This window comes from Vitreimonas sp., assembly GCF_035627415.1.
Taxonomy (GTDB): domain Bacteria; phylum Pseudomonadota; class Alphaproteobacteria; order Caulobacterales; family Aquidulcibacteraceae; genus Vitreimonas.
The window spans coordinates 71,414-93,557 of sequence record NZ_DASPLU010000006.1; the positions used below are offsets into that span (position 1 = coordinate 71,414).

The window sequence follows — 22,144 nt, forward strand, 5'->3', positions numbered from 1 at the left end:
GCTGCGCGGCGGCCCGGGAGTGGGTGAAACCTGGCGCCCACTACGCCGCGCGCACCTCGTTGCGCGCGGCGCTTACGCCGGAGCAAAGCAGGTTGGCGATCAGCATTGCGTGCAGGCGCCAATCCGCAGCCTGGCTGATCGTCGGCCGCTGCGGCCTTCGCGTGAGCAGGCGCTCGTACGCGTGCGGCCCGCCGCCCGGCGTGAGGAGCAGACAGAGATCGCGCGCGTCGCCGTACTTGTCGAAGGTGCGGAAACCGCGTTCGCGGAAGGCGTTGGCGCCGGTGTGGGACAGTTTCACCAGCTGACGCATCGCCCGCCGCTCCCACACCGCTCCGTTGGCCCGCGCGCCATACGATTTCGCCACGCCGAGGCTGAATGCGCGCGGGAAACGCTGCTGCAGATAGGCGGAGAAGAAGCGGCTGTCGTCGCGCAGCCGGCCCGGCAGCGCGTACATGAAACGCAGCCATTGCGGATGCGCGAACGGCGTGCGCACGTCCGCGCTGTGCGAGGCGACGATGCGGCGGAGATATCCCTCCTGCCGGAAAACCAGATCGAGCTGCTCCGGCAGCGACACACGCTCGGCCCCGATCAGCCGATCACGCACGTCGCCGAACATCGGCGCGCCGCGCGGCATACGCCGGTTCACCGCTTCGAACGCCGCGACCGCGGCGTCTAAATCGAGATGCTCGTCGCCGAGCTTGTAATGGCAGCCCACCGGCGGCCCGCCGAGATAGCCGATCACCGCCTGCGCGCCGGGCGCGATGCTGCGCCAAACCCGGTTGTAGTGCGCGAAGACGAGGTCAGTCCAACGCCCGCCGGTGTCGTAGGCGCGCTGCAGATCCTCGAACTTGAGCGGCGTTGCGAGAACGTTCACCGACTCGTGCCGGACGCCCAGATAGCGCGCGATCTTGGGGCCGATCTCGAAATCGAGTCCGCCCGGCACGCCCCAGGTCAGCGTGGTGACGCGCGGCCCCAGCCCCGCTTCCAGCGCCATCGCCAGGATGAAGCGGCTGTCGCGGCCGCCGCTCAGGGGAATGACGATGTCGCCGGAAAGGCCGTCGAACGCGTCCGCGAACACCGCGCGCGCTTGCGCGTCGGCAAGCTTGAACAGCTCGGCGATGCTACGGGCGGCGAACTCGCGCTTTTGTTCGGCGAACACGTCGTCCGCGAACAGCCGCAAGACGCTCCAGTCCGGCTCGGGCACATAAGCGTAACGGGAAAAGATTCGCGCTTTCTGAAGCGGCGACGGTTCAGCGTCGGTCATCGGCGGGCCCCAGCTTTTGCTCGCAGCGCACCGAAAAGATGCGCCGCCGGTCCCGCCCGCTGGGCACGCTAGCCGAGACGCCGAAGCGCCTCCACATCAAACGCTAAGCGGCCCAGATCAATCGTACGCCGCCGGCCTCGACCCGCTCTTCCAGTTCCGCTTCGAACATCGGCCCGTTCATCACCGGCCGCAGCGCCTCGGCGAGATCGGCCTCGACATATTCGCGCGCGTCGCGCTCGTCGTGCTCGTGCACCAGGATGTGCGTCGCGCCCAGGAGCGTCGCCTCCGGCCATTGCTCGTGCGCCGCCAGGCGCTTGGCCAAGTTGCCGGTCCGCGACAGGAACAGCGGCGTCCAGCCGCGCCCGCCCGGCCCCGGCCGCGCAAAGCAGTACACGGCCGGCGCGGCCGCGAACTGCTCGTGCGGGCGATGCGCGCTGAAGCGGTGCAAACGGCCTGAAATTCCACGGAAAATAGCTTCGGACATCGGACGCCCCCGTCTTCTCAATCACTATCGTTCGCTGAATGTTCTGATTTGATACGCGACTCAGGTGTTCTTGTAAAGTTCTGTTGCGTCCGCGATCTCAAAATTCCGATCTCAAATTCTCGCCGCCTCCTCCCCACCTTTCGCGTGACCCCGGAGCCTGCGATCATGGCGCCCATGCCGCACGACCACGGCGCGCACGATCGCGCCGCGCAACTCACCGAAGCCGAACAACGCTGCAGCGCGGCGGGCGAAAGCCTGACCCCGCTCAGGAAGCGCGTGTTGGAACTGCTGCTCGATCAGCACGGCCCGGCCAAAGCCTACGACCTGCTGCCGCTCCTCAACGACGAGAAGACCGCCAAGCCGCCAACCATCTATCGCGCGCTCGACTTTCTCGTCCGCATGGGCCTCGCCCACCGCATCGAAAGCCTCAACGCCTTCGTCGCCTGCGATGTCGGCGCCTGCGCGCGCTCGACCATCTTCCTCATCTGCGAGAATTGCGGCGCCGCCGAGGAGTTCGACGCCGGCCACGCGCTGGTCGATCTCGCCGAAGCGGCGAAGAAAGACGGTTTTTCCATCCGCCGCACCATGATCGAAGCCAGCGGTCTCTGCTCCGCCTGCCAGCACGCGGCCGCATGAGCGCACATCCTGCGCCCCTGCCCGCGCCTTTGTATCAGGGCAGCGTCAACACCTGGGAATGCGACGACGGCGGCCATTTGAACGTGCGCTTCCATCTCGAGCGCGCGTTCGCCGGCCTCGCGCACATGGCCGCCGCGCTTGAACTCCCGCGCGCATTCGGCGAAGCCGCCAGCTCGACGCTCTTGCCGATCGAAGCGCACATCCGTTTCCTCAAGGAGGCCCGTCCGGGCGCTGCGCTCATCATGCACGGCGGCGTCGTCGAACTCGGCGAGAGCGAGGCCGCCTTCTGCCTCGACATGCGCCACGCCGACGGCGCGCCCGCGTCGTGCTTCACGCTCCGCGCCGCGCATGTCGAAACGCGCGCACTGCGGCCGTTCCCCTGGTCCGCGCGCACCCGCGAAGCCGCGGAGCGCTTGCTCATCGCCGCCCCCGAGCACAGCAAGCCGCGCTCGATCGACTTGGGCAAACCGCCTGCCGAAGCCTCGCGCCAACGCGCAATCGAGCTCGGCGCTAGGCGCATCGGCGCAGCTTTGGTCACGCCAGATCAGTGCGACGCGTTCGGCCGCCTGCGCGGCGAACACGTCGTCGGCCGCGTCTCCGATTCGGTGCCGAACTTGCTCGCCGACTGGCGCAAAGCCGCCGCCGACAACGGCGCCTCGCCTGCCGGCGCCGTGGTCGAAGCGCGTCTCGTCTTCCGCCGCTTTCCCCGCGCCGGCGATCTGATCGAAGTGCATTCCGGCATCATCGAGGTCGGCGACAAGACGCTGCGTCTCGTCCACTGGCTCGTCGATCCCGAAAGCGGCGCCTGCTGGGCCAGCATGGAAGCCGTCGCGCTGACCTTCGACACTGTGACGCGCAAAGCGCTCGCGCCCAGCGCCGAAGCGCGCAAGCGGGTGGCGAAGCTGGTGGTGGCCGGGCTGAGCGCCTGATGCGGTTATCGGTTGTCGGTTATCGGTGAGCCGGTCGAATCCCGATAAGCGATAACCGAACCCCGAGTTACTCCAACGCCGCGTCGTGAAACTTCCGGCCCGCGCGCCCCAGCATCAGCGCCGTTTCGATCGCCGTGCGCGCGCGGTCCGGGCGCTCCATCGGCAGCATGTGCCCCGCGCCCTCCACCGTCGCCACGCGCGCGTCCGCTTTGATCGCGGCCATCCGGTGCATCGCCGCTTCGCTGATGGTGGAATGGCTCTCCGCCCGCAGCAGCACCAGGGGATCGGTCACTCTGCGCAGCGCGCCCCATGGATCGTGCCGCTGCGCGCAATAGGTCGCCGCCTCGAACGCCGGCGCGCACGCGAGCTTGAAGCCGCCCTTGCCGTCCTCGACCAGGCCGTCCTCGACGTAATCGGCGACCACTTCGGCCGGAAACGTCTTGAACACGCCCCGCCCCGTCAGCGCCGCGACGGCTTCCTCCTTCGACGCGAACGCGTTGCGCCGCTTCAGCGCGCCCTTGGCCAGCGGCATGTTGTAGCGCTGCACGAGCGGCCCGAGCGGCAGCTGCGCGCCCGCATACATCGCTGCCGGCAGGATCACCGGCTCGATCAGCGCCAGCCCGCACGCCAGATCGTTGCGCTTGCCGGCCGCGAGCAAACTCACCGTCGCGCCCATCGAATGGCCAGCGAGCGTCACCGGCGCGCTGAAATGCTCCAGCACCGCAATCAGATCGTCGCGATGGCGCGCCCAGGACGTATAGCCCCACAGCTTCGCCGGCAGCTCCGTGCGCCCATGTCCGCGCGCATCGAGCGCCAACACGTGGAATTTCTCCCCCAGCGGCGCCAGCAGCGACCGGTAGGTCAGCGCGTTGAACCCGGTCGCGTGCGAGAACACGATGTCGGGGTTCGGCGTCTCCGCCCCGAACGCGATCCCAGCCATGCGCCCGCCCCGCACGTCGAAGCTCACGCGACGGAAGCCTGTAAATTCTGTCATCCAGCTGACGTAAGGCCACACCCGCCGCCTGCGCGCAAGTCAGCGCAACTCCAGCCGTCGGCGCGTCGCGTCGCCCTTCGACAAGCTCAGGGTGACGCGAATGCAGCCGCTGACGCCATGGTCGGCGGGTTCGCTGCAGCTTGAAATGGCGTCATGCTGAGCCTGTCGAAGCACGACGCCACGCACCGGCCGGGCGGCATGCGTCACATTCCGTCGCCAAGATTGACCTTACGAGCGCCCTGACAAACCCACGCCGCCGCGTCATTGTCCTCCGCGATGACGCTCTCTGACCTCCTGCCCAAGCTCCACTACCCCACCCGCCTCGAAAAGCTCGTCGACGGCTGGGTGCACGGTGTCGCCGCCGTGCTGTTCACGTTCGCGGTGGGCGCAGCCATCGGCCTCGCCATCTGGCAAGGCGGGCTCAGCATGGCGATGGCCGTCCTGATCTACGCGATCTGCGTCATGACCATGATCGGCTGTTCGATGGCCTACAATCTGGCCGAGAACCACAAGCGCAAATCGCTGCTGCGCCGCTTCGATCACGCCGCCATCTTCCTGATGATCGCCGGCACCTACACGCCCTTCACCACCATCCGTTTCGACGGCGCCTGGGCGATCTCGATGACGAGCATCGTCTGGGCGCTCGCGCTCATCGGCGCGGCCGGCAAGCTCTTCCTGCCCGGCATCGCCAAGCGGGTCTGGCTCGTCTTCTACATCGCCATGGGCTGGCTCGTCGTCGCCGCGATGGGGCCGCTGGTCGAAGGCGTGCCGCTCGCCGGAATCATCCTGCTCGCGATCGGCGGCCTCCTCTACATGGCCGGCGTGCCGTTCTACATCGCCGAAAAACTCCCCTTCCGCCGCGCCATCTGGCACGGCTTCGTCATGGCCGCGGCGGCCGTGCACTACGCCGCCGTGCTGACGGGCGTCGTGTTTGCGTAAGGAAGACGGCGTCGTGCGCCGGCCGAAACACGTGGCGCTTACCTAGTTCAGCAAGCCGCTCTCATCGGCGCCGTGGTTGCGAAGCATGCCCTGCACTTCGGCCTCGAGCGTTCGGAGCTGCGCGCGCATTTCTTCTGCGCTGTCGTCCTCCGAAAACTCGAACCCGTCGGGCGCGCGCCCTGCATCGACCTCCGCCATCGCCAAGCGGATATGCTTCAAGCGAAAGCGCAGCCCTAGGATCAGGCGATCTCGATCCGACAGGTCTTTGAAGTCCATTATCGCGCAGTCCCATCGATAGATCGCTCAGCGGCGAAAATAGGGGGATAGAATCCTGCCCAATCCCACACTCTCGCGCACGCATTCCCAGCAAAATCAACCGCATCGAAAAAAAGCGGCGGAATCAATCCGACCGGGCGGAGTCCTGGCGTATAATGCGCTCGTCCCTCGCACGGGAGGTTCATTTGGCTAGCCGAGCCGAGCGGATGCGAGGGACGCGGTCGAGCGTGAGATAGCCGGCGTGTGGAGGTGGTAGACCCACATAAGCGCCGGGGTCCGGGACCATGGCAGGCCCGCACGCCGCCAGGGACTTGGGGTTCACCTGCGTGAACAGCGCAGACCCAAGCCTGGCGAGCACAGATCGCAACGGGGCGCGCGAAGCGCGCGGCGTTGGTCGGAGACGATCAGCGCACCCCTAAGAGCAAACCAAGCGCGGATCGCGCGCCCCGTCTCCCCTTGGGGAGCGAGTAGCGAGTAGCGAGTAGCGAGTAGAGCGGGTCGCGCCGCTCGCGACTGCTGCGCGCAATCCCCTATTCGCTATTCGCCATTCGCTCTAATCTGAATGTCCGGAGGCACGCCGCATGACCGAATCCTGTTTCGCCGTCAGCATCGAGAACAACATCGCCCACATCGTGCTGAATCGCCCGAAGGCGTTCAACGCGATGCCGCGCCCGTTCTGGAACGAGCTTCCGAAGATCGTCAACGACATCAACGACAACGCCAAAGCGCGCGTCATCGTCATCTCCTCCACCGGCAAGCATTTCACCGCCGGCATGGACATTTCCGTCTTCACCGATGGCGAAAGCATCACCGCCCAAGGCGGCGATCAGCACACGCGCGCCGAGGCGTTCCGCCAATTCGTGCTGACGCTGCAGGGCAGCTTCAATTGTCTCGACACCGCCCGCATGCCGGTGATCGCCGCGATTCAAGGTGGCTGCATCGGCGCCGGCGTCGACATGACCAGCGCCTGCGACATCCGCTATGCGACCGCAGACGCGTTTTTCCAGGTCGCCGAAATCAATATCGGCATGACCGCCGATGTCGGCACCTTCCCGCGCCTGTGCAAACTGATCCCGGAAGGCTGGGTGCGCGAACTCGCTTATAGCGGTCGCCGCCTGCCGGCGCAGCGCGCCAAAGAGATCGGCCTCGTCAACGACGTCTTCGCCACGCACGAAGACATGCTCGCGCACGTGATGGACCTGGCGCGCGAGATCGCAACCAAAGCCCCAGTCGCCGTCGCCGGCTCCAAGCGCATGATCAATCACGCGCGCGATCACTCCATTGCCGATGGCCTCGACTACATCGCCACCTGGCAAGCCGGCATGTTCTCGCCCCCGCACATGATGGAAGCCTTCGCCGCCAAAGCGCAGAAGCGCGAGCCGATATTTCCGGACTTGGCGCCGATTAGGAAGGAGATGTGACGCGTCGTGGTGCTCTTTGTCGAAATGTTCGCGGTCGGCCCGTTCAAGCATGAACTGGTGCCTCACTACGAATATCCCGCCGAGCATTACGCCCGCACAAAAGAGGGCGTGCCAGTCGTGCGCAAGCTGTTCGGCATCCTTGAAGGTACGCACGTCGGAACTGAATTCGCTCTCGCCCTAGGGATCGACAATCCCTGGGACTTCAATCAGCACAAGGTTGATCCGCAGACGATCGACTTCGACGCCCTCACGACCCTGCTCTCACCGCTCGAGTTTGCTGACGACTATCTAAAGGAGCTCAGAGCTCTTCAAGCGTTCGCGAGCGAGGGCTATGACCTCTACTTCCTTCCCAACGGTTAGACAGATTCATCATGGATATCCGCTTCATCACGCCCGGCCCGAACCCTCCGCAGGAAGTCAACGCCTTCGTAGAGATTCCACAAGGCGGGCTGCCCGTAAAATACGAGTTGGATCAAAAGAGCGGCGCGCTCTTCGTCGACCGCTTCCTGCACACCTCGATGCTCTACCCGAGCAATTACGGCTTCATCCCCAACACGCTCGGCGAAGACGGCGATCCGCTCGACATTCTGGTCGTCACGCCGATGCCGGTCGTGCCCGGCTGTCTCATCCGCTCACGCCCGGTCGGCGTTCTGCTGATGGACGACGAAAAGGGCGTCGACGAGAAAATCCTCGCCGTCCCCGTCGATGCGCTCAATCCCTTCTACAAGGACGTGAAGACGCACGAAGACTTGCCGCCGCTTCTGGTCGAGCAGATCAAGCACTTCTTCACCCACTACAAGGATCTCGAACCCGGCAAACGCGCCAGCGTCGGCGAGTGGGCGACGCTCGAAAAAGCGCACGAGCGCATCATGCTGGCGATCAAGCGCAAGAAATGAGCGATCTCTCCGCGCAACTGATCGCCGCGCTGAAAGCCTGCGCCAATGCAAGCGCCGGCGCCGAAGCGCCGCTCGTTTCCGTGTCGGTGGAATTCGTGGGCGAAGCCGCCGATGCGCGCGTCACCGCCAAGCTCGCGCGCAAGACGCGCACACTCGTGTTCGTCACGGCCGATGCGACATCGCCGGACGGCGCGCCGATCGCCACCGCCTCCAGCGTGCACAAGATCAAGAGCTAAGGTGTCACTCCGCCCGCGGCGCGATCCAGCGCATCTCCGCCAGCAACGCATCGTGCAGCACGTCCGGATCGATCTCCTCGAACGCGGCGCTCGGCCCGGTGTAGCCTTCCGGCAGCTTGTAGACGCGCCAGAACTGGCCGTTGGGCGCCGTCGAACAAGCGAAGCCCGGCGCACCGTCGATGGTCTCGGCGCGGCAGAACGACACCTGCTCAGGCGGCGCCACGGCAAAGCGCACTTCGCCGATAATGTCCGCCGCCGGCCCGCGGACCTGCGGCGAGCGCGTCACCACCGAATGCACGCGCCGGCGGTCCGCCGTCGGCGTGAGGCGGAAGATCTCGTCGGCGCCTTCCGAGAGCGTGATCGCGGTGAAGGGATCGCCCTCCACCTGGTCCTGCACCTCCGCCACCGCGAAGTGCGGCGCGGCCCGGCTGATCGCCGCGACATCCATCGGCAACGCCGACGTGAGTCCAGCCGCGCCGTCGGGGCCGATCGTCTTGTTCGGCCCCTCCAGCGCGCTGCTGGTCGCGTTTGCGCTATCGGCGCTCTGCTGCGCCTCGCCGCAAGCGGCAAGCGCGCAGGCCATCAGCGCAAGCGCGGCGACGCGCATCAGCTGAACACCTCGAAGAGGCCGGCCGCGCCCATGCCGCCGCCGATGCACATGGTGACGACCGCGTGCTTGGCTTTGCGCCGCTTGCCTTCCATCAGCACGTGGCCAACCAGCCGCGCCCCAGTCATGCCGAACGGATGGCCGATCGCGATCGAACCGCCATTGACGTTGTACTTCTCCGGATCGATGCCGAGCTTGTCGCGGCAGTACAAACACTGCGACGCGAACGCTTCGTTGAGCTCCCACAAATCGATGTCGTCGACCTTCATGCCCTGCCGCTCCAAGAGGCGCGGCACGGCGAACACCGGGCCGATGCCCATCTCGTCCGGCTCGCAACCGGCGATGGCGAAGCCCTTGAACAGCCCAAGCGGCTCGGCGCCGCGCCGCTCCGCTTCCTTCTCGTCCATGATGACGACAGCCGCTGCGCCATCGGAGAGCTGGCTCGCATTGCCAGCGGTGACGAAATTGCCCGGCCCGCGCACCGGCTCGAGCTTTTGCAGCCCTTCGAGCGTCGTGTCCGGGCGATTGCACTCGTCTTTCGTCACTGTGTAGTCGACGAGGCTCTCTTCCTTGGTCTCCTTGTTGATCACCTTCATCTTCGTCGGCAGCGGCACGATCTCGTCCTTGAACGTCCCGTTCGCTTGCGCGGCGGCGATACGCTGCTGCGAGCGCAAGGAGTATTCGTCTTGATAGTCGCGGCTCACATTGTAGCGCTTGGCGACGATGTCGGCGGTCTCGATCATCGTCATCCAAAGCTCGGGCTTGGTCTTCATCAGCTCTTCTTCGGTGATGTGAAACCGGTTCGCCTTCCCGCTCAACTGCACCAGCGAGATCGATTCGACGCCGCCGCCCACAGCCGCCTTCGCGCCTTCGTTCATGATGTAGTGCGAAGCCTGCGCGATCGCCTGCAGGCCCGAGGAGCAGAACCGGTTCACGGTCGTTCCCGAGGTCGTCACCGGCAGTCCGGCGCGGATCAGCGAAAGCCGCGCGATGTTCTGGCCCGTCGCCCCTTCCGGCGCGCCGCAGCCGATCACGACATCCTCGATCTCCGCCGGATCGAGCCCCGAGCGCTGCACCGCATGCTTGATCGCGTGGCCGGTCATCACCGCGCCGTGCGTTTCGTTGAAGCCGCCGCGGCCGGATTTGGCGAGGCCCGTGCGTGCGTAAGAAACGATGACTGCGCGTCCCATGAAATTCTCCGTCAATGCGGCCCGCACCCTAGTCGCGCACATCCGCGCGCGGAAGCGCGTTTCGCGGCGTCAGCCCCGCCGGTTCTAGTTGGAGATCGCCTGGTTGTTCACGAGCCCGCCGCCCGGCGCGGTTTCGCCGGCGGCTGGAGCGGACGCCGGCGCGCCCGCTGTCGCCGGCCTGCCGCCCTGTTGCAAGAAGCCGCGGCCGCGCTCCTGAATCCACTTGGCGATGTCCTCCGACATGACGCCGGCGACGATTCCCACCAGCGAGACCGTGAACGGATTGAGCGAGGCCGACGTGGTCGCCGCAGCGGCTGTGGTCGAACCGACGGCGAAGCCGGTGATGGCCGCATTCGCCAGAACGTAGAACGCCAGCGCCGCGCACATGCCGAAGATCACGCGCACGATGATCTCGGCGATCGTCACCGGCGCGGGACGCGTGAGATAGGCCGGAAAGAGATAAAGCAGCGCGCCGAGCGAGCCCATCAGCAGCACGAGCGCGCTGGAGAGCAGCGCCGGATGGCCCTGCGCCAGGTGCGCGCTGACGCCGAACGGGCTCATCGATTGCAGCGCCTCGGCTTCGCCGCGCACCCGCGCGTATTGATCGGTTTCCGGCACGACGCTCGCCTGCAGCGCCAGCACGCGGCGGTCGGCTTCCTGCACTTGCCCGTTCACCAGCCGCTGGCGCGCCACCAAGGCGGCGCGCTCGGCGTCACGTTCGTCCAACGCCGCTTCCTGCTCTGTCAGCTGTTGCGCTTGCGCGCGCAATTGCGCCACGCGCTGTTGGTCGGTCGGCGACAGACCTTGCCGGGCGGCGAGGCTGTTCACGCGCTGCGTCAAGGCTCGCGCGGAGGTGTCGACGGCAGCGCTCGCCGCTTGGATGTTCGCATTGCGCTCGATCTCGGCGATGGCGCCGACGATGGCGGCGCGCGCCTCGTCCGCGTCGTTGGTGAGCGTCTGAATCTGCGCATCGAGCCCGGCGAGCTGGTTGGCGAGATCGCGCGCTTCGCCGCGCGGGCCGCTCGTCGCCGCTTCGATCTCGTCGATGCCGGCATTGGCGCGTTCGAGCTTTTCGAACGAGATCATGCCGCCGGTTTGAGGCGACAGCTGCTGCACGCCGAACTGGAAGTCGCGCGCGCTGAACACGAGCGCGCCCATCACCAGCACGGCGATCATCACCGCCGCCAGCACCACGCCCACGCCGAATTTGTAGAAGGTCATCGCCGGCCACTCCCCCTGCTGCGCGCTCTCCCAGCGGTCCCGCACCTTAGCCCGGTTGCTTGGAACAGTTGCGCTTTTTTAACCACACTCGCGGAGGCGCCGCTTCCTTGCCGTGGCGTAATCGATCACCAGTGAATATTTTTCGTTTCCTTCAGTTTTCTCTTGTCAGCAGTCAGCGGCAATGGCAGGGTGGTTTTGCGCTCCTCCCCGACAGCGCGACTTGAGCCCAGGAGTTTTCGAGATGTCCGCCCTCCGTTCGATCGTGATCGCCGCCCTCGCCAGCATGAGCTTCGCCGGCGCCGCCTCCGCCCGCGACGTCGTCTTCACCGTGCAAATCGAAGGCGCGGCGGCCGAGCGCCAAGTCATCGCCCAAAACACAGTCTGGCTCTGCGAAGGCGACACCTGCCGCGCCCGCCCGAACCACGCCGCCAGCGTCCGCGCCTGCCGCCAAATCGCGCGCGAACTCGGCGGCGCCCGCATCCTCGCCTACGGCCCGGAAGGCGGCGAACTGACCGCCGACGAACTCGCGCGCTGCAACGGCGACGCCGCGCCGGCGGTGACGCACCAGGCGCAGAACTGAAACGCACGGCCGTTTGGCTGATCGGACGGGCCGCTGGCGCAGAGCCGGCGGCCCGTTTTCGTCACGCTGAGACGCGCCCGCGCAGATCCTCGCGCCACGGGTGGGCGCCGCACGGCCCGAGCGAAAGCAGCGCCGTCGCCGGATCGTCGGCGATGCGCACGCGCGCCGCCCCGGTGAGGCCATCTATCAGCGTGTGCGCTTCCGGCGCGATGCCGCCGTCCGGCTGCCGCGCCAGGATCAACACGCCGTGCGCGCCGGCGATGCCGGCCCCGCCGGGCGCGGGCGGCAAATCGTAAACGATGCGCACCCGAAACTCGGTCTCGGTTCTGTCCTGGATTTCATATCGCGGGCGCGAGAACAGCGTTTCCGCTTCATCGTCGTACACCGCCTCGATGGCGCCCGCGCGGAAGCGCACGCCGACGCCGGCGGCGCACGCCGCCGGTCCGACGCTCCAAAGACCAGCCAATTCCTGAGGCGGACGCGGTCCGGCGCATCCGAGCAAAAAAAGGCCAAACAAGGCGATGGCCGCACGCGCCATGGCGCCTTCGCTACGCTCGTATGGTTGAAGGTGTCTGAACGTCGCTACGCCTCTGGCTTATTTCCGCCCGGCGCCCCATGTCACAAATCGCACCGAAGATGGATATGCCGGCCTCCGCCCCTCCCCCCGACGCCGGTCATGCGGTGATCGAAGCACCGCCTGCAGCTGCGCCGCCGCAACAGCCGCCGCCGCGTCCGACCCAGTTCGAAGGCCGCACCGCCTCCGAAGTGCTGAAGGAACTGACTGAAGCGTTCGAGGGCGACAAAATCAGCGTCGGCGAATTGCTGGATCGATTGGATTCGCGCGCGCACGGGGTGCTGCTGCTGATCCTCGCGCTGCCGATGTGCATCCCGAACATTCCGGGCATTTCGACCATTTTCGGCGTGCTGATGATCGCGCCGGCGCTCGGTCTGCTGTTCGGCCAGCGGCGCCTCTGGGTGCCGCAGAAGGTCCGCGACTGGAAGTTTTCGCGCGAGGGATTCACGCGCGCGCTCAACGTCGCCATCGCCGGTTTGCGGCGCGTGGAATTCCTAATCAAGCCGCGGCTGTCGCTCCTGACCCGCTGGCCGGTGACGTCGGCGGTCGGCTTCCAGACGCTGCTGATGGCGCTGGTGCTGATCCTGCCGATCTGGGGCGCCAATCTCACGCCCGGCGTGACCGTGACGCTCACCGCGCTCGCGCTGATGCAGCGCGACGGCGTTTTGATGCTGCTTTCGGTGCCCTGCGCGATCGGGTCGATCGTGTGGGTTTATCTGTTCACGAAGTATGGCGTCATGGCCGCCGCATGGCTCGGCAATTGGCTCGAAGGCGTGCTGCCCGCGGTCAACCTGTTCTGAGCGTCAGCAGGAGCGCCTGATCAACCAACCCAGCTGAGCGCCCGAACCGGACACCGCCGGTTCGACGCACGCACCTGCGGGACGCGCGCCGCCGCGCTGGAATTCGGGATCGCCCTCGCTGCGGCGGCTGTCGACGTCGGAGAGCGTTTCATACACGGTGACCTGGCCGCCGGCGGCGATGCATTCGCGGCGCGAGCCGTTGGCTTCGCGCAGACGCACGGCGGTCTCGCCTTCGCCGAGCGGCGTGGCGAACGTCACCCGCGCCGGCTGCGCCTCGGCGCGCGCGATGCAGGTGTCGATGGCCGGAATGAGATCTGGCAGCACCGCGGCCCAGCCGCCGCCTTCGCCTTCGTTGATGCCGCGCCGCGCGCAGCCTTGGTAGGCGACGCCTTCGTACAGCACGTGCGCGACATAAGGCAGCTGGAGTCCGCTCGCCGTACACGGCTGCTGCATAATCGTGATCGTGACCGCGCCGGCGACCACGCGCATGCCGCGTTCGCGGTAATCGCGTTCACCTGGGATGCCGCCGTCCTCGCCGAGGCCGGGGCGGGAGAATTGCGCGTAGTCCTCGAGCAGCCGCAGTTCCCAGGCGCCCTCGCCCATGCTCAGCGCGTCGAGGCCGCCAGAGGCCTGGAAATCGCCTGCGTAGGCCGCGCGCTGTTCGGCGCTGGCGGGACCGCCAAGCGCGGCAAGCTGTTCGGCGGCGATGGCGGCCTCGCGTTCGGCGTCGCTTGGCGCGGCCGGCGCTTCGGCCGGCGCTTCGCTCTGACGCTGGCAGGCTGAAAGCGCGGCGCCGCCGAGCACGAGCGCGGCGCCCAAGCATAGGCCGCGGATCACGGTCCGCATGGCATCCCCCCGTTCGGCGCAGACGGCGGAGGCCGCTCGCGCCGCTTGAGTGTAGTATAGACCCATGCAGCGTGATTCCGGCGCCCCACTTTACGAGTTTTTCGCGGGCGGTGGGCTGGCGCGGCTCGGTTTGGAGCCGGATTTCGCCTGCGTTTTCGCCAACGACATCGAACCGGCCAAGGCCGCCGCCTATCGCGCCGCCTTCGGCGACGACGACATGCGCCAAGGCGACATCTGGAAGCTGAACGCGGGCGACCTGCCGGGTCAGGCGGCGCTCGCCTGGGCTTCGTTTCCCTGCCAGGACCTCTCGCTCGCCGGCGCCCGCCGCGGCTTGGCCGCGCCGCGGTCAGGCGCGTTCTGGGGCTTCCACCGCCTGATCGAGAAGCTGACGCACGAGGGCCGCGCGCCCGACGTGCTGGCGCTGGAGAACGTGACGGGGTTGCTGAGTTCGCACGGGGGCGCCGATTTCACGGCGCTGATCCATGCGCTCGACGATCTCGGCTATCGCGCCGGCGCGCTCGAGATCGACGCTTCCTTGTTCACGCCGCAGTCGCGGCCGCGGCTGTTCATCGTCGCCGCCCGTCACGCGCCGGCGCACCTCACATCGTCGGGCCCAATCGAACCATTTCACACACAAGCGCTGCGCGGCGTAGCGGCCCGTCTGCCGGAAGGCTTGCGCAAGCATTTCGTCTGGTGGCGCATCCCGGCGCCGCCGAAGCGCAATGCGCGACTTGTCGATCTTCTTGACGACGACGCCGCGGTCGCGTGGCAGAGCGAGGACCAGACCGCGCGATTGCTCATGCAAATGAGCCCGCTACAGCGCATGCGGGTCGAGGCCCTAAGGGAGACGGGCCGGCGCGAGATTGGCGCAGTTTTTCGACGCATCCGCGTCGAACACGGCAAGCGAGTGCAGCGTGCCGAAGCGCGATTTGACGGGATTGCGGGTTGTTTGCGCACGCCGGCGGGCGGATCGAGCCGGCAGTTGCTGTTGTTCGTGGAGGGCGAAACGACGCGTTCGCGCCTGCTTTCGCCGCGCGAAGCCGCGCGCTTGATGGGCGCTCCGGATCACTATCCGCTGCCGGCCAGCCAGACCCAAGCGCTGCATCTCGTCGGCGACGCCGTGTGCGTGCCGGCCGTGCGCTGGCTGTCGCAGCACCTGCTCGCCCCGCTTGCGGGCGCCGCGTCTCAGCGCAAAACAGCCTGATGCGCGCCGACATTTTCGACAGCGACAAGCGCTCCGCAATCATGCGCGCGGTGAAGTCGCGCGACACCTCGCCGGAGCTGGCGGTGCGCGCGGCCGTGCGCGGGCTTGGTTACGGCCGGCGTTATCGGCTCAATGGCGCGCAGCTGCCGGGCAAGCCGGATCTCGTGTTCACGTCGCTCGGCAAGGTCGTGTTCGTGCACGGCTGTTTCTGGCATGGGCATGACTGCAAGCGCGGCGCGCGTCAGCCGAAGGACAATGCGAGCTACTGGCGCGCGAAGATCGCACGTAACCGCGCGCGCGACGCCGCTTCGCTCATAGCTCTGCGCGCGGACGGCTGGTCGGCGCTCGTGGTGTGGGAGTGCGAAACGCGCGATAACTCGGCGCTGTCGCGCAAGCTGGGCGCGTTCCTCGCGGACTGAAGCGCTCCCGCCGGCGAAGACGCGGCGCCGGCGGGAGCCTCGTCGGGGCGCGCCACGCGGGAGGACGCGCCTGCGCGACCCGACTGGAGACGTTCGGCCGCCATCACCGCAGCCAGCGGGCCGGCGCCGAACATGAGCAGCGCCGGCATCAGCGTTCGCGCCGCAGAAGCGGGCCAAGTGCGGTCATGCGGCTCCTATTGTGCGACTGCTTCGCATTAGCAGACCACGGCGGCAACCGCTCGTCAAGCCAATCGCGCGCTCAGGCTGCGGTGCGCGGCGCGCGCGCTGCGGCGACCACCGGCGTCTCCAAGCTGAAGGAAAACGCCGAACCTTCGCCCAATTCGCTCCTCGCCTGCAGCTGGCCGCCCATCAGCTTCGCGAGCCGCAGCGATATCGACAGCCCTAGCCCCGGCCCCTCGCCTTCGCCGCAGACGCGCCCGCGGCCGAAGATCATGGCCAGCTGCGAACGCGACATGCCTGCCCCAGTGTCAGCGACGACGAACGTCAGAACGGTTCGCCCTTCGATCTCGGACGGCTCGGCGCTGAGGCCGATGCGCACGCCGCCATGCGTCGTGTAGCGCACTGCGTTGGCGAGCAGATTGAACAACACTTGGCGCACGCGCAGCGCGTCAATCTCGACTTGCGCCGGCACGTGCGCGGCCACGTCGAGGAAGAGTTCAAGATGCTTGTCCTGCGCCGCCGGCCGAAAGGCGGCGACGACGCTGCGCGCAATGTCGCGCGGATCGGCGGGTTTGGTCTCGATGCGCAGCTGCCCGTTCTCGAGCCTATCGAGATCCGAGAAATCGCCGAGCACAAGCTGCAGCACTTCGCCGGCTTGCACGATCGTGGCGATATGCGCGCGCGCTTGCGGCGAGGCCGCCGCGCGGCGCAAGTGCTCGGCTGCGCCGACAAGCGCGGCCATGGGCGTGCGCAACTCGTCGTTCATGCGCTGAATCATGTCAGATTTGGCGGCTGCGGCGGCCGCAGCGGTTTGCCGTTCGCGCAGCACCGCCGCTTCCGCCTGCGCCTGCGCGGCGTCGGACGCGAGAAGGCTGCGCCACAGCGGAATGCCGAAGCCGAGCACGAGCAGACCCGCGACCACCTGCAAGAGATCGGTCGGGTTGGCGCCGCTGAGCGCATAATCGACGAGCGGCAGGCCGAGCATGAAGGCAATCGTCGGGCCTGCGCCCGCGATCGAGAGTGCGTGCGAATAGCGCAGCGTCGCAGCCGCGTTGGCGAGCCCGCCAAGCACGTACATCATCGCCAGCGTCTCGCCCGGCAGATAGGTCGAGAACCAGAGCACGGCGCCGAGGAAATTTCCGTAGAGGCTCTGCGCAGCGGTCCACGCGACCAGCGGCGCCGTGCGCGCCGGCGGCTCGCCGGCTTCGGCTTTGGCCAGCACGCGCGCGAAGATGGCTCGGTCGGCGAGGATCACCGCGATGAGGCCCGCGAACCAGAGCAGCGGCCAAGCGTGACCGACGGCGGAGATCGCCACCAAGGCGACCACGCCGCACGCGGCCAGTCTCAGCATCGCATTGGACACGCGCGCCCGGCCGACCGCGACCATCGCCCGCGCCCGGCCCGCGCGCGTCTGTTGCGCGTCCAAGGTGCCCATCCCGCCCATCAAAGCGCCGCCAGTGTGGCCGTCGCAGCCCTGCCCGGACGTTAACAAGCGTCCACTTGAATGATCATTCAAACAAGCGCTCTCATGGGGCGAAGGACGCGAGTTTGTCCGGGGAGAAGCAGCATGCGTTTTGTGATCGCCGCCGCGGCGTTCGCCGCCGTTTTCATTTCGCCGGCGCGGGCGGAGGTCGCATCGGCCTCCTCTGCAGCGTTCCTGATCGAGGCTGAGGCGGATGTCGCCGCTTCCCCCGAGAAAGCCTGGCGCGACCTCACCCGGCTGAATCGCTGGTGGAGTTCTTCCCATACATATTCGGGCGATGCGCGCCGGATGACGCTCGAGCCCCGCGCCGGCGGCTGCTGGTGCGAGCGCTGGGGAGACGGCCAGTCGGTGGAGCACGGGCGGGTCGCGCTGGTGATGGAGCACGAGGGGGTGCGCACGTTGCGCTTGGTGGGCGGTCTGGGCCCGTTGCAGGAGCTGGGCGTCAGCGGCGTGTTGACCTTCACCGTCGCGCCGCACGCCTCAGGCGCGAAGATCACGATGAGCTATCGCGTTTCAGGAGAGCCGGGACTCAACCTTGATCGGCTGGCGCCGCTCGTCGACCAAGTCCTCATGGAACAGTTCGGGCGTCTCAGCCGATATACGGCGTCGGGCTCGCCCGATTAGAAGGAACGTTCATCGCCGGCTCAGGATGGTGGTAGGAAGTTCCGCAGCGGACCGGGCCTGCCCGCCCGCCTTTTCGTTTGGAGGGATTTCATGATCCGCAAATATGTGGCCATCGCCGCCGCCGCGCTGACGCTGGTCGGCTGCACCAACGTCGATCCGGTCACCGGCGAGCGCACCACCAACCGCACCGGCACGGGCGCCATCATCGGCGCGATCGTCGGCGCAGGCGCCGGCGCACTCGCCGGCGGCGACGACCGCCGCAACGCCATGATCGGCGCCGGCGTCGGCGCGCTCGCGGGCGCTGCGATCGGCAATTACATGGACCGCACCTATCAGAACCTGCGCGAACGTCTCGCCGGCAGCGGCGTCGGCGTCACGCGCGTGAACCAGTCGCAGATCCTGTTGAACTTCCCGGCCGATCTGACGTTCGACCTCGATCGGGACGCAGTGAAGAGCCAGTTCGTGCCGACGCTGCGCGACGTGGGCTCCATCTTGCGCGAATACGATCAGACCACGGTCGACGTTTACGGCCACGCCGATTGCACGGGCACCGATGCGCACAATCAGGATTTGTCCGAGCGCCGCGCGATGAACGTCTCATCGGTGCTGATGCAGGGCGGCGTGATCCGTCAGCGCCTCGCTGTGCAGGGCTATGGCGAGAGCCAGCCGCGCTACGAACCGTGCAGCGCCGCCGGCAATCGCCGCGTCGAAGTCTATATCAGCGCCTTCCAGGGCTGAGCTGAGCGAGCGCCGATGACCATGAGAAACGCCGTCGCGTGCGCACGCGGCGGCGTTTCCACAATCAGGAGACGGTGATGCGCGCCATTCTTCTCGCACTCGCGTTGGCCGCTTGCACGCAAGGCGAAGCGCCTTCGTCCGAGGCGGACGGCGGCGCAGAAGCGCCGGATCAGCCGCAAGCGGACGCGGCGGCGACGCAAACGCAGCAGCCGATCACGGCGCAGGACGCACTTGCACGGATGCCGAGCTGGGAAGGCGCGCGCGCCGCGGGCGTGGATTTTCGCGCCGTCGGCCAAGAGCCCGGCTGGATTCTCGACATCTACACGGAACGGCGCATGCGGCTGGTTTGGGATTACGGCGAAAGCGCCGCGGATTTTCCGCTGACACCGCCGACTTATCCGCAAGAAGGCGCTACGCGCTACGAAGCCGCACAGAACGGACGCACCCTCGCCGTCACCATTCGCCGCGCGCCGTGTCAGGACGCCATGAGCGGCGCGCCCTATCCGAGCACTGTCGAAGTGGTGATCGACGGGCGCACATTGAACGGCTGCGGCAAGAGCGTCTAAAGCCCTTCCGCCGTCATCCGAAATCAACCGGGAGAAAACTCCAGCATGCCGTTTCGCTTCACGCTAATCGCCGCGTTCGCGTGCGCCGCTTGTTCGAGCGCGCCGCCGCGCGAGCTTCCGCCGCCGGAGCTGCCGCAGCGCGCCGGCGTCGATCCGCTCGTCGCCGCGCGCGCCGAGGGCGTCGAGTTCCGCGGCGTCGGCGAGGGGTTCGTGCTGGAGATCATGCGCGAGGACGTCATTCGATTGACGCAGACCGCGAGCGGCGAGACGCTCACGTTCGCAAAGCCTGAACCGCAACTTCCGCGCTGGAACGGCTCGATCTATGCGACGACCGCCGGGACGCACGAGCTCTACGTCGCTATCCGCAACGATCGCCCATGCGAGCGCGCGGATCGCGCGGTCTATCCGATCAGGGTCGAGATAAGGTTGGACGACCGGGTGTTCACCGGCTGCGGACGCGGCTTCTAGCCTGCGCTCAGCGCAGCGCTTCTTGATCTCGCTTTCGACAGGTATGCGCTTCTTTTTCGCTGCGGGGTGTTGGAATGACTCTTAAGCGTATCGCCAGCGTCTTCTGTGTGTTGCTGCTGACGGCCTGCTCGAGCGCGACTAGCTCTGCGGATCTTCGCCCGTCAATCGATGCGAAGCTGGCGGCTGACGCTCAGCGATACGGCATTCCGGCGCAATCGGTGCTCGTGATGCGGAACGGCGAAGTTCTCTATCGCACTCAGCGAGGGCTCGCGGACACGGCCACTGGCCGCGCAGTCGCGGCCGACGACGTTTATGCCGTCTACTCGGTGAGCAAGCTGTTCGCCAGCATTCTCATCCTGCAATTGGTCGATCAGAACCGACTGGATTTGGAGCAGCCTGCCCGGCTTTACGCACCCGATCTGCCCGAGGCATGGAGCGAAGTCACCGTCGGCCAGTTGCTGAGCCACACCTCCGGCCTCCCGGATTTCTTCGACGGCGCCGATCCGCAGCGTGCGCTTCCGCCGACGAAGGAGGATGTTTTTAGGAGTCTCGCCGACAGGCCGCTCTTGTTCGCGCCTGGCGCCGAAACCCGCTACGGCCAAACCAATTATGTGGTGTTGCTCTCCATTCTGGAGAACCTTCACGGAGCGTCCTATCGCGACATCGTTCGTGATCGCATTCTCCGGCCTCTCGCGCTCAACGACACCTACCTAGGGCTCGCGCACGCGCCGCGCGGCCGGCTCGTTTCACCCTATCGCGGCGAGAACGGCGAACTCGTTCCCGATCCGACCCCGCCATGGCAGGACTACAGCATCGCTCACGCCGAACTCTACACGACGCCGGACGATCTGGGCGCCTTCCTGACAGCGGTCGCGCAAGGCGAATTGGTTCGGCAAGAAACGCTCGTTCGCGCGTGGCGCCCCTACCAGCTACGGAGCGGCGAGGACGGCGTTTTCGCCGCGGGCTGGGACTATGGCGAGAGCGGCCGCTACCGCGAGGTTGGTCTCGACGGCGGCGTCAAGGTGCGCGTGCGCATCGTCTTCCGCGATGAGTCTCTGAGCGATCATTATGTGATCGTCTATCTCACCAACGGCTCGCGCGAGAACGTCTGGACCCGGACGCTGCTCGACCCGATCCAGGACATAACGCTGCGCGACGAGGAGAGGCGTTAGACTGTCGGCTTGCGCTGCTTGCGATATTTCGGCGGCGCGCTGTTCGACCAGACGGCGTTTCCCTTGCGGTCGCGGCGGTCGCCGCGATCTCGCGCCGCATCCTCGCGGGCGCGCGACGGCGCATGGCCCTGCTTCGCGTGCGCTTGGCCGTGCGCTTCCGAAGCGTGATGCTTCTTTGGCGCATGTTTGCGCGCCGGATGCGCCGAGCCGGAACGGCCGGAGGGGCCCTTCGGCCGCGCCGGACGCTCGTCCTTCCTCGGCGCAGCGAGCGAGAAATCCGTCTCCATCACCGGCACCGCTTGCTTCGTCAGCCGCTCGATGTCCTTCAGGTATGCGCGCTCGTCCGGCGCACAGAACGAGATCGCGACGCCGCGGGCGCCCGCGCGCGCGGTGCGGCCAATGCGGTGGACGTATTGCTCCGGCACGTTCGGCAGGTCGTAGTTGATGACATGGGTGATGTCGTCAACGTCGATGCCGCGCGCGGCGACTTCCGTCGCGACCAGCAAACGCGCATGGCCCTTCTTGAACGCTTCGAGCGCGCGCATGCGCTGGCCCTGGCTCTTGTTGCCGTGGATCGCTTCCGCTTCGAAGCCGCCGCTTTCGAGCTTCTTCACGACGCGGTCAGCGCCGTGCTTGGTGCGGGCGAACACGAGCGCGCGTTTGATCGACTTGTCGGCCAGCAGCGCGTGCAGCAGATCTTGCTTCTTGGCCTGGTCGACGTGGATCACCGCCTGCTCGACGCGCTCGGCGGTCGAACTGACCGGCGTCACCGCGATCTTCTCAGGGCGATCCAAGAACTGGGCTGCGAGCTCTTCGATCGCCGGCGGCATGGTGGCGGAGAAGAACAGCGTCTGGCGCGTGCGCGGCAGGATCGTTGCGATTTTGCGCAAGTCGTGGATGAAGCCCATGTCGAGCATGTGATCGGCTTCGTCGAGGACGAGGATTTCGACCTTGTCGAGCCGGATCGAACGCTGGCTGACATGGTCGAGCAGCCGGCCCGGCGTCGCCACGAGGACGTCGACGCCGCGATACATCGCCTGCTTCTGTTTGAACATCGAGGCGCCGCCGAACACGACGGCGGTCGAGAGCCCAAGGAATTTGCCGTAGGCCCGAAAGCTGTCGCCGATCTGCGCGGCGAGTTCGCGCGTGGGCGCCAGCACCAAGGTACGGCACGATTTCTCGCCCGCGTGCTTGCGGTCCTTGTGCAGGCGATCAAGAATTGGCAGCGCGAACGCAGCCGTCTTGCCGGTGCCGGTTTGGGCGAGGCCGATTAGGTCCTTGCCCGTCTGCACGATCGGCAGCGCCTGGATCTGGATCGGAGTCGGCTTGGAATAGCCCTCGGCGTCGAGCGCCTTGAGGATCGGCGTGGAAACGCCGAGATCTTGGAAAGTGGTCAC

General features: G+C 67.0%; 27 protein-coding genes. 16 read left to right on the forward strand and 11 right to left on the reverse strand.

From position 1 onward, the window contains the following. Positions 1-40: 40 nt before the first annotated feature. Both VEA80_RS03455 and VEA80_RS03460 read right to left on the reverse strand, forming a co-directional pair. Positions 41-1,264: a hypothetical protein gene (locus VEA80_RS03455; RefSeq protein WP_325059294.1), complete on the reverse strand. Its 1,224-nt coding sequence runs from the start codon at positions 1,262-1,264 to the stop codon at positions 41-43. 103 nt (positions 1,265-1,367) lie between these two features. Then, the gene (locus VEA80_RS03460) at positions 1,368-1,748 is read right to left on the reverse strand and encodes a hypothetical protein (RefSeq protein WP_325059295.1); all 381 of its coding nucleotides are present in this window, start codon (positions 1,746-1,748) and stop codon (positions 1,368-1,370) included. 174 nt (positions 1,749-1,922) lie between these two features. Between VEA80_RS03460 and VEA80_RS03465 the strand changes: the two genes are divergently transcribed. Both VEA80_RS03465 and VEA80_RS03470 read left to right on the forward strand, forming a co-directional pair. After that, a complete protein-coding gene (locus VEA80_RS03465; RefSeq protein ID WP_325059296.1) occupies positions 1,923-2,384 on the forward strand; it encodes a transcriptional repressor in 462 nt (153 codons plus the stop codon). Further along, on the forward strand, positions 2,381-3,313 hold the full coding sequence (locus VEA80_RS03470; RefSeq protein WP_325059297.1) for a thioesterase family protein: 933 nt from the start codon (positions 2,381-2,383) through the stop codon (positions 3,311-3,313). Before VEA80_RS03465 ends, VEA80_RS03470 begins: the two co-directional genes overlap by 4 nt. Positions 3,314-3,380: 67 nt before the next feature. Here VEA80_RS03470 and VEA80_RS03475 read toward each other — a convergent pair whose 3' ends face one another. Beyond that, positions 3,381-4,253 carry an alpha/beta hydrolase gene (locus VEA80_RS03475; RefSeq protein WP_325059298.1) on the reverse strand — a complete coding sequence of 291 codons (873 nt, stop codon included), beginning with the start codon at positions 4,251-4,253 and terminating at the stop codon, positions 3,381-3,383. A gap of 330 nt (positions 4,254-4,583) precedes the next feature. Here VEA80_RS03475 and trhA point away from each other — a divergent pair, with 330 nt between their 5' ends. After that, positions 4,584-5,246: a PAQR family membrane homeostasis protein TrhA gene (trhA, locus tag VEA80_RS03480; protein ID WP_325059299.1), complete on the forward strand. Its 663-nt coding sequence runs from the start codon at positions 4,584-4,586 to the stop codon at positions 5,244-5,246. Between the two features lie 42 nt (positions 5,247-5,288). Here trhA and VEA80_RS03485 read toward each other — a convergent pair whose 3' ends face one another. Further along, positions 5,289-5,522 carry a hypothetical protein gene (locus tag VEA80_RS03485; RefSeq protein ID WP_325059300.1) on the reverse strand — a complete coding sequence of 78 codons (234 nt, stop codon included), beginning with the start codon at positions 5,520-5,522 and terminating at the stop codon, positions 5,289-5,291. A gap of 581 nt (positions 5,523-6,103) precedes the next feature. Between VEA80_RS03485 and VEA80_RS03490 the strand changes: the two genes are divergently transcribed. The 4 genes from VEA80_RS03490 to VEA80_RS03505 are packed head-to-tail and all read left to right on the forward strand — an operon-like array spanning position 6,104 to position 8,075. Then, the gene (locus tag VEA80_RS03490; RefSeq protein ID WP_325059301.1) at positions 6,104-6,943 is read left to right on the forward strand and encodes a crotonase/enoyl-CoA hydratase family protein; all 840 of its coding nucleotides are present in this window, start codon (positions 6,104-6,106) and stop codon (positions 6,941-6,943) included. A 6-nt stretch (positions 6,944-6,949) separates the two neighbouring features. Next, positions 6,950-7,303 carry a hypothetical protein gene (locus tag VEA80_RS03495; protein ID WP_325059302.1) on the forward strand — a complete coding sequence of 118 codons (354 nt, stop codon included), beginning with the start codon at positions 6,950-6,952 and terminating at the stop codon, positions 7,301-7,303. Positions 7,304-7,314: 11 nt separating this feature from the next. Next, a complete protein-coding gene (gene ppa, locus VEA80_RS03500) occupies positions 7,315-7,839 on the forward strand; it encodes an inorganic diphosphatase (RefSeq protein WP_325059303.1) in 525 nt (174 codons plus the stop codon). Next, a complete protein-coding gene (locus tag VEA80_RS03505) occupies positions 7,836-8,075 on the forward strand; it encodes an acyl-CoA thioesterase domain-containing protein (protein ID WP_325059304.1) in 240 nt (79 codons plus the stop codon). Before ppa ends, VEA80_RS03505 begins: the two co-directional genes overlap by 4 nt. 4 nt (positions 8,076-8,079) lie before the next feature. Here the strand turns inward: VEA80_RS03505 and VEA80_RS03510 are convergent, their stop codons facing one another. From VEA80_RS03510 to VEA80_RS03520, 3 genes are all read right to left on the reverse strand, one after another. Then, a complete protein-coding gene (locus VEA80_RS03510; RefSeq protein ID WP_325059305.1) occupies positions 8,080-8,682 on the reverse strand; it encodes a hypothetical protein in 603 nt (200 codons plus the stop codon). Then, positions 8,682-9,872 carry an acetyl-CoA C-acyltransferase gene (locus VEA80_RS03515; RefSeq protein ID WP_325059306.1) on the reverse strand — a complete coding sequence of 397 codons (1,191 nt, stop codon included), beginning with the start codon at positions 9,870-9,872 and terminating at the stop codon, positions 8,682-8,684. The genes VEA80_RS03510 and VEA80_RS03515 overlap by 1 nt, the downstream gene beginning before the upstream one ends. 84 nt (positions 9,873-9,956) lie before the next feature. Continuing rightward, on the reverse strand, positions 9,957-11,093 hold the full coding sequence (locus VEA80_RS03520; RefSeq protein ID WP_325059307.1) for a hypothetical protein: 1,137 nt from the start codon (positions 11,091-11,093) through the stop codon (positions 9,957-9,959). A 241-nt stretch (positions 11,094-11,334) separates the two neighbouring features. On the opposite strand from VEA80_RS03520, the gene VEA80_RS03525 reads away from it, so the two are divergent. After that, positions 11,335-11,673 carry a CC_3452 family protein gene (locus tag VEA80_RS03525; RefSeq protein ID WP_325059308.1) on the forward strand — a complete coding sequence of 113 codons (339 nt, stop codon included), beginning with the start codon at positions 11,335-11,337 and terminating at the stop codon, positions 11,671-11,673. A gap of 61 nt (positions 11,674-11,734) precedes the next feature. Here VEA80_RS03525 and VEA80_RS03530 read toward each other — a convergent pair whose 3' ends face one another. Then, positions 11,735-12,211, reverse strand: coding sequence for a hypothetical protein (locus VEA80_RS03530; RefSeq protein WP_325059309.1), 477 nt, complete (start codon positions 12,209-12,211; stop codon positions 11,735-11,737). 77 nt (positions 12,212-12,288) lie between these two features. Between VEA80_RS03530 and VEA80_RS03535 the strand changes: the two genes are divergently transcribed. Further along, a complete protein-coding gene (locus tag VEA80_RS03535) occupies positions 12,289-13,047 on the forward strand; it encodes an exopolysaccharide biosynthesis protein (protein ID WP_325059310.1) in 759 nt (252 codons plus the stop codon). A gap of 3 nt (positions 13,048-13,050) precedes the next feature. On the opposite strand, the gene VEA80_RS03540 is transcribed toward VEA80_RS03535, so the two are convergent. Then, positions 13,051-13,893 carry a hypothetical protein gene (locus VEA80_RS03540; protein ID WP_325059311.1) on the reverse strand — a complete coding sequence of 281 codons (843 nt, stop codon included), beginning with the start codon at positions 13,891-13,893 and terminating at the stop codon, positions 13,051-13,053. A 64-nt stretch (positions 13,894-13,957) separates the two neighbouring features. Between VEA80_RS03540 and VEA80_RS03545 the strand changes: the two genes are divergently transcribed. Both VEA80_RS03545 and VEA80_RS03550 read left to right on the forward strand, forming a co-directional pair. Then, positions 13,958-15,097, forward strand: a complete 1,140-nt coding sequence (locus VEA80_RS03545; protein ID WP_325059312.1) for a DNA cytosine methyltransferase — start codon at positions 13,958-13,960, stop codon at positions 15,095-15,097. Then, a complete protein-coding gene (locus VEA80_RS03550) occupies positions 15,097-15,516 on the forward strand; it encodes a very short patch repair endonuclease (RefSeq protein ID WP_325059313.1) in 420 nt (139 codons plus the stop codon). The genes VEA80_RS03545 and VEA80_RS03550 overlap by 1 nt, the downstream gene beginning before the upstream one ends. Before the next feature lie 259 nt (positions 15,517-15,775). Here VEA80_RS03550 and VEA80_RS03555 read toward each other — a convergent pair whose 3' ends face one another. After that, positions 15,776-17,188, reverse strand: coding sequence for a HAMP domain-containing sensor histidine kinase (locus VEA80_RS03555; RefSeq protein ID WP_325059314.1), 1,413 nt, complete (start codon positions 17,186-17,188; stop codon positions 15,776-15,778). 75 nt (positions 17,189-17,263) lie between these two features. Here VEA80_RS03555 and VEA80_RS03560 point away from each other — a divergent pair, with 75 nt between their 5' ends. From VEA80_RS03560 to VEA80_RS03580, 5 genes are all read left to right on the forward strand, one after another. Next, positions 17,264-17,803 (forward strand): hypothetical protein, encoded by a 540-nt coding sequence (locus VEA80_RS03560; RefSeq protein WP_325059315.1) that lies wholly within the window; start codon positions 17,264-17,266, stop codon positions 17,801-17,803. Positions 17,804-17,893: 90 nt separating this feature from the next. Continuing rightward, entirely contained in the window at positions 17,894-18,541 is a 648-nt protein-coding gene (locus tag VEA80_RS03565) for an OmpA family protein (protein WP_325059316.1), read from the forward strand. Positions 18,542-18,618: 77 nt separating this feature from the next. Continuing rightward, positions 18,619-19,107, forward strand: coding sequence for a hypothetical protein (locus VEA80_RS03570; RefSeq protein ID WP_325059317.1), 489 nt, complete (start codon positions 18,619-18,621; stop codon positions 19,105-19,107). Positions 19,108-19,152: 45 nt separating this feature from the next. Next, positions 19,153-19,575, forward strand: coding sequence for a hypothetical protein (locus VEA80_RS03575; protein WP_325059318.1), 423 nt, complete (start codon positions 19,153-19,155; stop codon positions 19,573-19,575). 74 nt (positions 19,576-19,649) lie between these two features. Then, positions 19,650-20,747, forward strand: a complete 1,098-nt coding sequence (locus VEA80_RS03580) for a serine hydrolase domain-containing protein (RefSeq protein WP_325059319.1) — start codon at positions 19,650-19,652, stop codon at positions 20,745-20,747. On the opposite strand, the gene VEA80_RS03585 is transcribed toward VEA80_RS03580, so the two are convergent. After that, the gene (locus VEA80_RS03585; protein WP_325059320.1) at positions 20,744-22,144 is read right to left on the reverse strand and encodes a DEAD/DEAH box helicase; all 1,401 of its coding nucleotides are present in this window, start codon (positions 22,142-22,144) and stop codon (positions 20,744-20,746) included. The genes VEA80_RS03580 and VEA80_RS03585 overlap by 4 nt on opposite strands.

Excerpts from the sequence above, each read along its gene's own strand:
- VEA80_RS03455 (WP_325059294.1), bottom strand. The coding sequence starts at position 1,264 with ATGACCGACGCTGAACCGTCGCCGCTTCAGAAAGCGCGAATCTTTTCC.
- VEA80_RS03460 (WP_325059295.1), bottom strand. The coding sequence starts at position 1,748 with ATGTCCGAAGCTATTTTCCGTGGAATTTCAGGCCGTTTGCACCGCTTC.
- VEA80_RS03465 (WP_325059296.1), top strand. The coding sequence starts at position 1,923 with ATGCCGCACGACCACGGCGCGCACGATCGCGCCGCGCAACTCACCGAA.
- VEA80_RS03470 (WP_325059297.1), top strand. The coding sequence starts at position 2,381 with ATGAGCGCACATCCTGCGCCCCTGCCCGCGCCTTTGTATCAGGGCAGC.
- VEA80_RS03475 (WP_325059298.1), bottom strand. The coding sequence starts at position 4,253 with ATGGCTGGGATCGCGTTCGGGGCGGAGACGCCGAACCCCGACATCGTG.
- trhA (WP_325059299.1), top strand. The coding sequence starts at position 4,584 with ATGACGCTCTCTGACCTCCTGCCCAAGCTCCACTACCCCACCCGCCTC.
- VEA80_RS03485 (WP_325059300.1), bottom strand. The coding sequence starts at position 5,522 with ATGGACTTCAAAGACCTGTCGGATCGAGATCGCCTGATCCTAGGGCTG.
- VEA80_RS03490 (WP_325059301.1), top strand. The coding sequence starts at position 6,104 with ATGACCGAATCCTGTTTCGCCGTCAGCATCGAGAACAACATCGCCCAC.
- ppa (WP_325059303.1), top strand. The coding sequence starts at position 7,315 with ATGGATATCCGCTTCATCACGCCCGGCCCGAACCCTCCGCAGGAAGTC.
- VEA80_RS03505 (WP_325059304.1), top strand. The coding sequence starts at position 7,836 with ATGAGCGATCTCTCCGCGCAACTGATCGCCGCGCTGAAAGCCTGCGCC.
- VEA80_RS03510 (WP_325059305.1), bottom strand. The coding sequence starts at position 8,682 with ATGCGCGTCGCCGCGCTTGCGCTGATGGCCTGCGCGCTTGCCGCTTGC.
- VEA80_RS03515 (WP_325059306.1), bottom strand. The coding sequence starts at position 9,872 with ATGGGACGCGCAGTCATCGTTTCTTACGCACGCACGGGCCTCGCCAAA.
- VEA80_RS03520 (WP_325059307.1), bottom strand. The coding sequence starts at position 11,093 with ATGACCTTCTACAAATTCGGCGTGGGCGTGGTGCTGGCGGCGGTGATG.
- VEA80_RS03525 (WP_325059308.1), top strand. The coding sequence starts at position 11,335 with ATGTCCGCCCTCCGTTCGATCGTGATCGCCGCCCTCGCCAGCATGAGC.
- VEA80_RS03530 (WP_325059309.1), bottom strand. The coding sequence starts at position 12,211 with ATGGCGCGTGCGGCCATCGCCTTGTTTGGCCTTTTTTTGCTCGGATGC.
- VEA80_RS03535 (WP_325059310.1), top strand. The coding sequence starts at position 12,289 with ATGTCACAAATCGCACCGAAGATGGATATGCCGGCCTCCGCCCCTCCC.
- VEA80_RS03540 (WP_325059311.1), bottom strand. The coding sequence starts at position 13,893 with ATGCGGACCGTGATCCGCGGCCTATGCTTGGGCGCCGCGCTCGTGCTC.
- VEA80_RS03545 (WP_325059312.1), top strand. The coding sequence starts at position 13,958 with ATGCAGCGTGATTCCGGCGCCCCACTTTACGAGTTTTTCGCGGGCGGT.
- VEA80_RS03550 (WP_325059313.1), top strand. The coding sequence starts at position 15,097 with ATGCGCGCCGACATTTTCGACAGCGACAAGCGCTCCGCAATCATGCGC.
- VEA80_RS03560 (WP_325059315.1), top strand. The coding sequence starts at position 17,264 with ATGCGTTTTGTGATCGCCGCCGCGGCGTTCGCCGCCGTTTTCATTTCG.
- VEA80_RS03565 (WP_325059316.1), top strand. The coding sequence starts at position 17,894 with ATGATCCGCAAATATGTGGCCATCGCCGCCGCCGCGCTGACGCTGGTC.
- VEA80_RS03570 (WP_325059317.1), top strand. The coding sequence starts at position 18,619 with ATGCGCGCCATTCTTCTCGCACTCGCGTTGGCCGCTTGCACGCAAGGC.
- VEA80_RS03575 (WP_325059318.1), top strand. The coding sequence starts at position 19,153 with ATGCCGTTTCGCTTCACGCTAATCGCCGCGTTCGCGTGCGCCGCTTGT.
- VEA80_RS03580 (WP_325059319.1), top strand. The coding sequence starts at position 19,650 with ATGACTCTTAAGCGTATCGCCAGCGTCTTCTGTGTGTTGCTGCTGACG.